This window comes from Xanthocytophaga agilis (genome assembly GCF_030068605.1).
GTDB lineage: Bacteria > Bacteroidota > Bacteroidia > Cytophagales > 172606-1 > Xanthocytophaga > Xanthocytophaga agilis.
Map to the genome: position 1 here is coordinate 173702 of NZ_JASJOU010000004.1, position 12277 is coordinate 185978.

Below are 12277 nucleotides of genomic sequence, written 5' to 3' on the forward strand. Positions count from 1 at the left end.
TGTAGGACTAGCGAATCTGAAATTCCGGTAGCATTCCTATAAGGCTTATGGTATTCTTTAGCCGGGACTGAATCTCTTCTGTGTTACCTATAGGAGGCTCGTCTATGCTTCCTCCTACAGCCAGAAAGTTAGCAACTACTTCCTGTGTTTTATCAGATATAGTTCGGCCAGTGATTTGTTTCAAATATTGGTCAGCTATTTGTCGGGCAGTAAGGTTCGTTACAGATGGCAGTTGCTGCCAGTTTATTTTACAGGATTTAAACCAGTCCTGAAACATCACTTCCATGATACGCCACCGAGCCAGCATCATCTGACTATTTAGCCAATAGGTGCCTGTATCCGGATGACCATTGGGCGTAGGCCATTCAAACAGATGATAGCCTATCTGGGAGCTAGCCCATAAGAAAGAAGCATCCGGTATAAAGTCTGTTTGTGTAGCACGTAAAAAAGAGGCAACCAGTTCGTTAGGACGTTTGATTTTCCTTCCCCAGCTTTTAGCAAATTCTTCAGAAAGCAGAATCGTTCGGACTACTCTTCGAATCTGATCCGGTTGTTGCTGGTTCTCGTTCCATACCCTAACAGCTTGCTGAATAGTGTCTTTGGTGGGCTGATCCGCAATCAGTCGTTGACAGAGCTTGGTACATATGTGTAAGGCTGTGGCGGGATGAAAAGCTACCAGATCCAGCACTTTTTGACCATCAGCCAGAGGTGGCTGATTGGGTGGAAGTTCGGTTCCTAGAATGCGTTTCTGGTAATGGTCATGCCATCCCTCATAGTACAGAAAGGTTCCTGTATCCGGAAAGTGTTCTCCCTTGCCGTTGTCTGAACCATTGGCAACCGTCCAACCTGTAAAGGCTCTGGCCGCTTCATAGACATCTTCATCTATATATCCTACGGGACTACCTGTAAGAGCACCTGGCACTTCTTTCCAACGATTATATAGGTGATTGTAATAATAAGAAGCTCCTAGTGTATGTAGTTCAAAAAGCTCACGGGCATAGTTTTCATTAGCAGGACTTGCTTTACTACTGACATTGTCCAGATAATATTGCATAGCAGTACTTTTAGCTACATCCTCCAGAAATATCCGAAAGTTTCCCAGACAATTTTTTCGGATAACCTCTCTGTCGTATACTGGAAAAGTAGCTGCGATTCGTTCTTCTTTGGCTGCGTTTACATTGAAATGGTTATGCCAGAAATCTGTGAGGACTTCACGTAGCTGCCATTTGCTGTAAACCGCCCGTAACCAGGTGGCAGCACGAACCTCTTGCAATGGACGGATTTTTTCTTCGTAGGAAAGTTTGTCTCCACTCTGTATGAGTTTCCAGAGTTGTGGTATGGACGATTGCAGGTATTGTAATGGACGGTCCTCAGCTACCTTGTTTCCTTTATGTGTATATCCTATGTGCAAACGGGTAAAAGAAAGCTTCTGAAGCACTACCGTATCCTGATTTTCATTGGGATAGAGCTGTTCCTCAACATAGTTTTTGAAGCCTAGCTGTCGGACTCTCTCCAGTTCTGACGGGGTATGGCCATAACCCATCCGATTCAGAGCAATAAGCTCTATAGAGGGAGAGGATTCGTTCCAGTAAATACTATCTGACATGGAGAGATATAGTTAGATTTGAGGACACTATCAGCTTATCCTATCCGGATTTTCGCTTTCTCAGTAATCTTCCAGAAATTTCCGTTGCGTTCCAGTTTACCTGTTTGCAGTGTATATATTTTTTGATTTAAAACAGGTTCTACCTCTGCCAGTACACAGGCTGGATGCAGATAGAAACGCTTATTCTTTAATGCTGCATCCTGAGCCACTGCATTATCTGCAATCCGAAAAGTTGCAGTAGTAGCACTGATAACGTGAATTTCATATAAAGAGTCTGATTGTAAGGTGGTGGTTAGCTTATCCGCTTCGAAGGCCTCAAATAGTCCTACTGCTCTGGCATATAAAGTTGTATTGATAAGTGTTGAAAAGCCAGAGTCTGCAGAAGGTGTTGATACACTTTTTTCTTCCGGTTGTGGTATAGGTATAACAACAGGCGGGGATGTACTGACTGGCTGTGACGGTGTTAAAGGTTCACTGGGCAACGTTTTTTGTTGAGATGTTGCTGTATACACAGGAAATGTACCACTGGTTTTGATCGCATATTTGGTAGATACTGGAATATTTGACAACTCAAATATTCGGTCAATAGTAGAGGCTGAGATATATACCAGTGAGCCCTGTACCAGCAAACTTCGTTTTTTAAATGCAGTTAGCTCGCCACTGGATTTAATTTCCTCATACAGTTCAATAAAATCGTTAAGTTCAGATTCCAGCTTTTCAATATCTACTCCTGCTGCTTCTGCCTGTTTTTGAATAAGTTTAAGTGTCAGTTTGGATAACCGCTGACCTGTAGGCAATGCTTCTGTTGCCCATTCATTAAGAAATATCTTAAAACTTTCCAATGATGGATTTTGTATACTGCTGACAGATTCTTCAACAGAAGCGTTCTTCACTACGACAGGTTCCTGTGGAATAATACGTTTGTTTACTGCATCTATAATTTCCTGTACAGAAGCATATCGTTGTTTGGGATCTGCCTGGGTACATTTTTGGATAATGGCTGCATAGACCGGATCGGCAATTTTGGAAAGGTCTATAGTATGAGGCTGTTCCCGGCTAAGCATAGCATACAATACACAACCTATTGCATAGATATCTGTCAGCATGGTTACATCCTTCTGATCTCCATGTTGCTCTGGAGCCATATAACCTACTGTACCCATATCAAATACATCAATGTCCGGATAAGAGGGATGTTTGGCAAAGCCAAAATCAATAATCTTAGGTAGCCAGATCTGGGTATCTATCAGGATATTCATGGGCTTCAGGTCCCGATGTACCATCCAATGAGCATGAATATGTCGTATACCTTCCAGAATGCCCAGAAATATATCTTTCAGTCGTTCGGGAAGCAGTTGATTACTATCAATCAGGTGCTGTAATGAATGCCCATTGATCCGTTCCATAACATAGTATGGACCAAATTCATTCTCATCTGAATACAGTATTGTGATGATATTCTTATGGTATGGCAGTACTGTTCCCAAGTTAATTTCCCGCATAAAATATTCGCGGGTTTTGGCATCAGCACGCCGTTCAGGCTTGAGCCGTTTTATCACCACATCCCGGCCACTGATAGCTTGTGTAGCAAAAAACAATTCTCCCATAGCACCCTGCTGAGGCACAGGTCGCATTTTGACAAATTTATCAAACCCTCTGCCATACAAGCTCTGATTCTGTGCTTGTTCAGTGGTCAGATGTTCTGTTGAAGAGTAAGAATGAGCAACAGGAGAGGATGGCGTTTCATTGGTAGTAAATGATGATCCGCTACTACCTGAACCTGAAAAAGGATCTTTGGAGGGAGTTGTAGCAATTGGAGAATCGGATGGAGAAGTAGAAAACCCGGATTGTTGAGTGGTTGTATCAGATTCCTCTGGATTTACTTGAGTAAAGCCAGATTGAAACGAATTTGGTGAAGTAGTGGGGTGATCTGTCTTAGGAGCCAGTGATAGCCACTCTGCAATATTTTCGTTTGGCTCTCCTATAAGTGCTAGTGGAGCCTCTGGTTGTACTTCCGATCCTGCTTTAGCAAAGATATGTAGTAAAGTCCCAGGTAAATAGGCTTTTACTGGATAATCGGTATTACCTGACCGTATTTCTACCAAAAGATCTCCAAACAGCACTTCTTGTCCTGTTTCTTTTTCCCACCAGGTAACGATTCCTCCTGTAAAAGGTAATTCAGGTGCTTTTACTAAAATGGCCATGCTAAGTTGAGTTACTTTCTCACAAAGAATCAGTGCAAATAAATTATAAAGAAGCGAAAAGGTGACTTTTGTAGCGAGCTAAACTTATTTTGAGGGGCATAGCAAAAGCTATGGGCCGAAAAATAAGTGAAGGCACAGCACAAAATATGCCTTTGCAGCCTTTACTAATTTGTTTAAACTGATTCATAATAAAAAACGAATCTGAAAATAAGTTTCAAATTCGTTAAAATAAACGTCAGTATCTAAAAAATATTGACAGCAGTATGATTATTCAGAAAGAAGGTGTGTTATTAATTACCTGCTATATAAAATATTTTTAAGTCTTTATTGAATTTAATAACTGTTTTAGCTCTTACCATTTTCATGGCAGAAGAGGTGCGTCGGCGAAAGTGGTAATTCATATAGAAGCTGACTTTGACGTATTCATCATCTGTATTTACTTCATGTTTGAATGTGCTCCAGTCTATTACGTTCATATCTTCAGGTGTTTTTTCCCAGAAGTTGGTTAGTATAGGTTGAAGCTCTTCTACCTTGACATCGTTTCTGTTAAAATACTTCTCTATAGTAGGAGCAAAGTAGGTTTCAACAGCTGTAAAGTTATGTTGTTCCAGATCATGGTAGTAATCCTCAATAACACTCTTTAAGTTGCTTTCATTGGTAAGTCGGCTTTCTATCGCATCTTTTTCTTTTTGTTGTTGCTTATAGTAAAAATAAATACCACCAGCCAAAACACCCAGCAGGATAACTTTCCATCCAATATTAAGTCGTTGCCACCATCGGATTACACCTACGAAGAGAAGTATAATGATACCAAAGGAAATCAGTGAAAGGATAACTTTTAGAAAACGATCTTCCTGTTCCTGTGCAGCATAACTTACTCCAGCCAAGGCTGCCAGACCTACAATCCACCATACCCAGCCATAGTTCGTTTGTTTGGTGGGAACAGAGTTTATATATACAGGTGTGGGTACTTGTTGTGGTTTGCTTTGTTGTTTTATCTTTTGCTCACGCTGCTGGAGTTCTTGTTCTTTACGGCGTAATTCTTCTTCTTTCTTCTGGAGAGCATTGGGTTCAATAGTTTCCCTTGGAACGACTTTCTCTTCAGTTGTTGCTTTAAATAGCTGACTTGTATTGATCTCTATCAGATCCAGAATTTCATCTGCATTATGGTATCGATCGTCTGGTTCCAGTTGGGTACATTTCTGGATAATTCCTCTCCAAAGAGTATGTTTTACAGTACCTATTCTATCTTTGGATGGATTTCCTGTAAACATTTCCAGTAGTATAATGCCAAATGCATAGAGATCTGCTCTTCCATCAACATTGGTAGTGTTTAATGTTTGTTCTGGTGAAGCATAGGTTTTCGTCCCTATGAAGGTTGCATTTTTGATGTCATCAAAGGTATCGGCAGCTGCCAGCCCAAAATCGATAATCTTAACATTGTCGCCCCGATTGGTAATGAGAATGTTGTCTGGTTTCAGGTCACGATGATAGACTTGTTTTTTATGGGCATAACTCAATGCCTGGAGCATTTCTGTTGCAACTTTACGTACAAACCGTTCATCAGAAATACCACCTTCCGGAATACGATGAGATAAAGGTTGTCCATCTACATATTCCATATAGAAGAATGGCCCTTCCTGATCTTCTCCTCGCCCATAAATGTTGACAATATGTTCATGTTGTAAATCACGGCCATTGAAATACTCCTTAAAGAATAACTCGATGTATGTAGGATTAGTCCGATGTTCTGGAAGCAATCGTTTCACTACAACCCATCTGCCATCAAGACGTGCTTTCTGTGTCAGACTCATTGCCCCCTGTTGGGCAAGAGGCATGCTATCTGTGAATGTGGAGGTAAATCGTATACCCGACCAGTTAGTATTTATTGTATTTGTACCTGTTGTCTGGGATGTTATACCAGATGGTTCATTGGTTATAAAAGAAGAAGCATTATCATTACCGGATGATGTTGACAGAGTACCTGAATCTGGGTCATTGACTGCATCCTTGGATATAATAAACCCTGAACCATCATCTGAGTTTGTTTCAGATGGAGGGATTGAGTTGTTACTGGTAACAAATTGAGATTGTTCTTTTGGTGAATCGTCGTTAGTATGTTCGTTGATCCCGGCCATAGTATGTTTTTACCCTAATGAATTGAGGTACAAGTTAAAATAGTATCTCTGTAAAACCAAGATGAAATACATATTCTCATCTGATTGCTATACATACAAAGAGCCTTGTAGATAACCTACAAGGCTCTTTGTATGTATAGCAATGTATATTAGACTGCTTTTGCTTTAAAAACGAAGTGTTTACAGAAAAAGTAATTAAACACTGCAGATACGCCCGTACTTACAACCAAGGCTGGTAATTTAGAGAAAATTCCCAGGCCCATTTCAGGTGGAAATACATCAATATGTAATCTTTTCATGGTTGTATAGGTAAGAATATTCATTCCCATACCCATAGCATAGGTAGCCAGAAACTTTACATAACTCTGACCAACAATACCCATTTTTTCTGAGAAAGTAATTTCATCATGAAAGTGATTATGGTATCCGTTTTCTTTAAATACCAATCGGGAATTCATGAAAAAGGCAGATGTTACACCTACAAACATGGCTATTCCTCTGGCCCAGGTATCAGTTTCGATAAATAAGAATTTATGCACTGGCCCAAATTGGGATAAAAGCAGGAAAAATATACCCCAGTCAACAACTGAATTAATTGCACCTACAATTCCGAATCGTATTAGGCGAAACCGAAGAAAGAACTGAGCAAAAGGATGTCTGATAATACGCTTCATGGTGTAAGTGATTAACAACTTCAAAAACAAATGTATAAAATAAATACTAGTTTTTGGTAAGGTTTAACCAATAATAATTAGGTTTTCGTGAAAAAAGGATATAAATACTAAGCTGTTGGTTGTTATCAGACAACTATTTTTGTGTTTTATACTAAGTACTTATACTATCTTGTAGTTTTGATACTCTACTAGGATAGCTATTTACCTACTTCCTTATAACCCTTCCCAACGATAAAAGGTTTTGTTATGATACCAGAGTCACTAATGATTTGTGTAAGTTTTCTATAACTAATTAATTTTTTATATACTCATTGACAGGATGTACTTGCATCTGGCAATTTATCTACTATTCTGGCAATAATAGTATATATGATAAAGGATTATACTTTCTTTAAAACATTCAGGGCTCCGCTAGGTGTATAGTCTCCCAATGATTTTCCGCTACGCATTATATTTTTGAAAACTGGTTTTTGTCCAAATAACAGCGTATCAATGCTAAACTGGTCACCAGTGATGATTTGCGAATTGTAATGTTTTACTACTACGAATAAACTATTACCAAGGTGCAAAGCTCTGATCATTCGGTCATTCCATCCTATTTCGAGCTGTTGACCTATGCTTAATTGTGTAGTAACTACAACAGTTTCAAACTGCAGTGAAGGGGGAGGGATATGCGATGAAGGTATATTTTGCTCTATTGGCTGTGGAGCAGTCTGTGGTTTTTCCTGGTATTGTTTTCGCAAAAAAACACCATTTAAGATCCCTTTTTCATCGGTCTCATTACATAGCAGAAGTTTATGGGCACCAAATCGACTAAATTCCAGTTTAAGTTCCTGACTATTACACAAACTTTCTCCAATCAAAATGATTTTGTCAATATCTTCTGTTCGATGGTTACTGTTAGTTAAAAACTGATCGAATGTTTGTCCAAGACTGCGTACATGGTAAGTTACCTGCTGTTCAATCTCATCTTTTTTCAGAACAACCTTGTTTTCGGCCGATTTTTCTATAGCAAAGTTAGACTTTACATCAATAAACGGGCGGACATCTGTATCCATTTGTCGGACCCATTCTTTGGCCATCCGAAAATGACGCTTGGTTTCTTTTTCGATTTCTTCTTTGCTGGATAAAAGTCTTCTCTGGTTATTGATATAATTTACTGCATAGGCGGCTACTACATTGATCCGGCTGTCTACCCCCATCAATGAGTATGTGTGTGTGGCTATACGTTCTACAGCTGATGCATTGTAACATTGTACAAGCGAATAATTCAGATTTTCATTGAATGCTTCTGCTATCACTATTTTCTTTTGTAGTGGATGACTCAACTTGCCATTCTCAAATAAACTGAGTGCAAGCATTTCTGCCGGGATGAAAGTCGTTTGATCAACCTCATATCCTATCCGTTGTAGATAATCAGCAAAAACCTTCTGAGAGGCTACGGATACATTGTCTGAAAAAAGCAGGGAAACAGGAATGGCTGCTGTAGGATCAAGAGAACTGGTTAGTTCCCCTAAAATACTCAGGTACTGACGACGAAGATCATCCATTATCACTTTTAACAACTCTACTACTGGCACCATATATTGAAATGCCTGGTAGTGTAGCTTATCATCTAAAATACTTTGAAGAAAATTGCCATATGTATTGGGTTGACTGTCTTCGTATTCCTGACGATAACGCTCCCCATAGAATATTTTACTGCTTGAAGGATCAACAAAGAAGAAAAGAGGTATCCGAAAAATGTCCCGGACTACAATAGGAATAAAAGTATCAAAAGGCTTTACACCAGCCATTAAGAAATCAGTATCTACATAAATTACCAGTCGACGATTCATTCGTGTATTCTTAGACTCAGAAATTATACAAAGTTGAAGAGCAAAAATAGTATCTTTTTACTAAACAAACTGTTTTATAATACATTTCAATATTGAATTATTTGGAGATACGATAGGATAGTGAATGTCATCTTTGACTTTTTTTTGTTCATTGTAATATTTTTGATCGGATCTTATGCCTATATGGCTAATTTCTCTTTTTTATTTGCTGTTTTGAGTTTTTCTATTCCTAAGTTGAAGTAATATTTCTGGAGAATTTATAGGGGTATATCCCTTTTTATAGGAAAATCTATCCTGTTTTGAAAAGGTGTGAGATAAATTAAGTAAGATAATTGTTTGATGTTTAGGACTTTTGTTTACGTTTGCATCAGGAATTATATAAATGTATAGTTCAAAAGGGTAACATTACAAATTAAACAGATTAAAGAAACTATGAAAAAAGTTTTCCTATCAATTGCTGCTGTTGCAGCTATGGTTTTTACAGCACAAGCTCAATTTAAAATTACTCCCAAAGTAGGCTATACGGCTTCCACATGGGGTTTTTCAAAGGATGTTAAAGATGAAATTAAAGATGCTGATGGAAAAATATCTTTAACTTCAGGATTTTCTGCAGGTGCTGCATTTGAATTAGGGGTGAGTGACCAATTTTCTATACAGCCAGAAATTCTGTATACTCAGAAAGGTTATAAGCTTTCTGGTAAGGAAAGTGATGGTGAAGGTGGAAGTTATGATGCAAAGATGGATACCAAATTCAATTATTTGGAAATCCCTGTATTATTTAAAGCTTCTTTTGGTGACGAAGATGCACTTCGTTTCTTTGGCTATGTAGGTCCATATTTTGGATATGCACTAAATGGAAAATCTAAAAGTAAGCTTAGCAGTGGTGGTGCAAGCATAGATTTTACTACTAAAATAAAATTTGGTGATGAACCAGAGAATGCTGCCGATGATGAAGAATACTATTCAAGTGATGACGCAAATCGTTTAGATATCGGAGCGTATGTAGGAGCCGGAGCTAGCTTACCAGTAGGCCCAGGTGCTATTTCTCTGGAAGCACGTTATGGATATGGTCTTACCAATTTTTACAAAACACCTGATGGTGGAGATAAAAAAGATTATAAATCTCAAACAAGGACAATTGGTATATTTGTTGGGTATTCAATTCCTCTTGGTGGAAAATAATTTAAATCTTTTGATTTAATAGAAAGCCCTTTGTCATCAGGCAGAGGGTTTTTCTTTTGTAGGAAAGTAAATCTACAAAAATCAGAGAATAGACTCTATATAAATTGGCCCTATTCAAAATTCCCTATTACTGAAAGTGATAGGGAATTTTATTTTTTGATAGTAATGTGTATAAATCGGTTATTATTTTTATATTTTTCAGAATTGAAGTTTTACCAAACTTGATATTACTTGTTTCACAAGTAGTATGGTCTGATTATTGTTGAGTTATTTAAGGGTATTTTTATTTTTTTTACTACTATTCAGCTATCAGATTATGAAAAAAGTTTTCCTATCAATTGCTGCTGTTGCAGCTATGGTTTTTACAGCACAAGCTCAATTTAAAATTACTCCTAAAATAGGCTATACTGTGTCCAAAATGAGTATTTCTGATCTTATAAAGGATGACGAGTCTGATATCGCTTTTACATCCGGGTTTTCGGCTGGGGCAGCTTTTGAACTGGGTATAGGAGACATTTTTTCTATACAGCCGGAGATCTTATATACTCAAAAAGGATTTAAAGAAAAATACGATGATGGAAATATAGATTATCATATTAATCATTTAGAAGTACCCATCCTTTTAAAAGAGACTTTTGGAGAGGAAGATAATCTGCAATTTTTTGGTTATGTAGGCCCTTATTTGGGATATGCTTTAGGTGGTAAGTTGAAGGATAAAGAAAATGGTATGTCTTCTACTTCTAAAATTAAATTTAAAGATGAACCAGAAAATTATAGTGGTGGTGATATTTATATTTCAAAGAATGAAGTAAATCGGCTTGATATTGGAGCTTATGTTGGTGCTGGCGTAAGTTTACCGGTAGGTCCAGGTGCTTTCTCGCTGGAAGCCCGCTATGGGTATGGATTTACTAATTTTAGGAAAGATCCTGATAATAGTGCTTCCAGGAAAGATCTGAAATCGCAAAACAGAACGATTGGAGTATTTTTAGGTTATTCTATTTCATTAAGAGGAAACTGATCTCTATACATTATAAACTAGTAAAACCTTGTTGCCTTTCAGTGACAGGTTTTTTTTAATCTGGTTCTGTATGTATAATCCGAATAATAGCCAGATCATCCAAGGGTTGCAGATGCCATATATTGGCCAGCATATTAAATCGGGAAAGTAAGGTCTCCTTTTCCTGGACAGGATTTGTCATCAACCATTCAATTGGATTAATTTTCAGATCTGGTGTGGATGGATGATTGGATACAAATGTCTCAATCCCATCTGTAGCAATAGCCAGAGTTTGAAGCTGGGTTGCATGAATCTTCTGGGTTTGTTTACCATACCATGTCTCAAAGTCTTCACTCAGGTGGTAGGCAAAATAATCTGGTGTATTTTCCTGATCGAAAATATAGATTTCACCATTAATAGTGACAACACCATCACCCAGTACCAGAATCAGAGCTTCCTGTGAGTTGCGATCTACCAGAGCCAGAATGAGGGTAGTTAGCAAATCATGTGTTTCCAACAACAGAAGGTTTCTGATTTGTTTTATCTCTATAAATAGGTGTTGAAGCAGGTACTTTGCATCTTCTTCCAAAGATACTGTGGACTTTTTCAGAGTATAGAAGTCTTTGTATGCTTTTTCCCGAAGGAGCTTGTGAAGAAGTTTGCCTGTTAGGGCTGAAGCAAAATAGCTTTCGTTTCCCATGGTACACCCATCCATGACAGCACAGACAAGTATATCTTTCAGGGATTCATCTACTAACAGGTAATCTTCACAATGATTGGTATGGGATGCGCCTATATGTAGGACTGACTCTATTTTCATACCTCAATACTAGCATTTTTATCTATTGCTTTAACCAGCAGGCTGTAATATTATCTGTACTTCCGGCAGCCAAGGCTTGTTCTACCAGTGTTTGTGCTAATGACTTAGCATTGGAAGCGATGATTTGGGAAATTTGTGTATCTGTCAGGAAATCGTGGACTCCATCAGAGAAGGATAGAAGTATTTCACCTTCTGCCAACGTATAGGGGCCGGTAATGTCAATTTTAATAGTGTCCATTGCCTGACCAATGGCCGACGTCATAGTGGTGCGGTAGGGATGATTTGCCGCTTCAGACTCTGTTAATGTACCTGCATCAATCATCTGCTGAACAATCGAGTGATCTTTGGTCAGTCTGCGCAACCCTTTAGAAGGATGCCAGGCATAGGTTCGGCTATCACCAATATTAATAACATAATAATGTTTTTCCTGAATCAGAAACCCGGTTAGCGTGGTGCCGCAGTTTTTATATGCCGGATCTTCCGTATGTTTCCGAAGCACTTTCTGAGCCACCTTCAATGCATGTTCATGCAGAAACGTTTTGGGGTCATTGAGGTTTTCTATTTTATGAAACGCCTCCTGAAAATGCTGCACACAGATCTGACTCGCCCAGTCTCCATGTCCATGTCCACCTACTCCGTCTGCAACTAATAGCAGGCAGGCGTCTTTTTTTACTTCAATCAGATAGCTATCCTCGTTCACAGGCTTTTTGCCTGCTATGGTGTAGCCATCTGTCGTATAAAGGGGTTTGTTTTGTAAGGCAGAAAACAGTTTCTGAAACACAGCTGTAAAGATTGATGGGTATTGTTATTCTTTTAAC

The 12277-nt window shown here is 38.5% G+C and carries 9 protein-coding genes; 2 read left to right on the forward strand and 7 right to left on the reverse strand.

The features are described from left to right. Positions 1-7 precede the first annotated feature (7 nt). The 5 genes from QNI22_RS13910 to QNI22_RS13930 form a co-directional block, all read right to left on the reverse strand. A complete protein-coding gene (locus QNI22_RS13910; protein WP_314511398.1) occupies positions 8-1606 on the reverse strand; it encodes a DUF1800 domain-containing protein in 1599 nt (532 codons plus the stop codon). A gap of 35 nt (positions 1607-1641) precedes the next feature. Further along, the gene (locus QNI22_RS13915) at positions 1642-3810 is read right to left on the reverse strand and encodes a protein kinase domain-containing protein (RefSeq protein WP_314511400.1); all 2169 of its coding nucleotides are present in this window, start codon (positions 3808-3810) and stop codon (positions 1642-1644) included. A gap of 290 nt (positions 3811-4100) precedes the next feature. Next, positions 4101-5948, reverse strand: coding sequence for a serine/threonine protein kinase (locus tag QNI22_RS13920; protein ID WP_314511402.1), 1848 nt, complete (start codon positions 5946-5948; stop codon positions 4101-4103). A gap of 149 nt (positions 5949-6097) precedes the next feature. Then, positions 6098-6622 (reverse strand): GtrA family protein, encoded by a 525-nt coding sequence (locus QNI22_RS13925; protein WP_314511403.1) that lies wholly within the window; start codon positions 6620-6622, stop codon positions 6098-6100. 380 nt (positions 6623-7002) lie between these two features. After that, positions 7003-8460: a hypothetical protein gene (locus QNI22_RS13930; protein ID WP_314511406.1), complete on the reverse strand. Its 1458-nt coding sequence runs from the start codon at positions 8458-8460 to the stop codon at positions 7003-7005. Between the two features lie 432 nt (positions 8461-8892). Here QNI22_RS13930 and QNI22_RS13935 point away from each other — a divergent pair, with 432 nt between their 5' ends. Further along, positions 8893-9642 (forward strand): porin family protein, encoded by a 750-nt coding sequence (locus tag QNI22_RS13935; RefSeq protein WP_314511408.1) that lies wholly within the window; start codon positions 8893-8895, stop codon positions 9640-9642. 316 nt (positions 9643-9958) lie between these two features. Continuing rightward, positions 9959-10660, forward strand: a complete 702-nt coding sequence (locus QNI22_RS13940) for a porin family protein (protein WP_314511410.1) — start codon at positions 9959-9961, stop codon at positions 10658-10660. Positions 10661-10715: 55 nt separating this feature from the next. On the opposite strand, the gene QNI22_RS13945 is transcribed toward QNI22_RS13940, so the two are convergent. Both QNI22_RS13945 and QNI22_RS13950 read right to left on the reverse strand, forming a co-directional pair. Next, entirely contained in the window at positions 10716-11459 is a 744-nt protein-coding gene (locus QNI22_RS13945; protein WP_314511411.1) for a protein phosphatase 2C domain-containing protein, read from the reverse strand. Between the two features lie 22 nt (positions 11460-11481). Next, positions 11482-12240, reverse strand: coding sequence for a PP2C family protein-serine/threonine phosphatase (locus QNI22_RS13950; protein ID WP_314511413.1), 759 nt, complete (start codon positions 12238-12240; stop codon positions 11482-11484). Positions 12241-12277 lie beyond the last annotated feature (37 nt).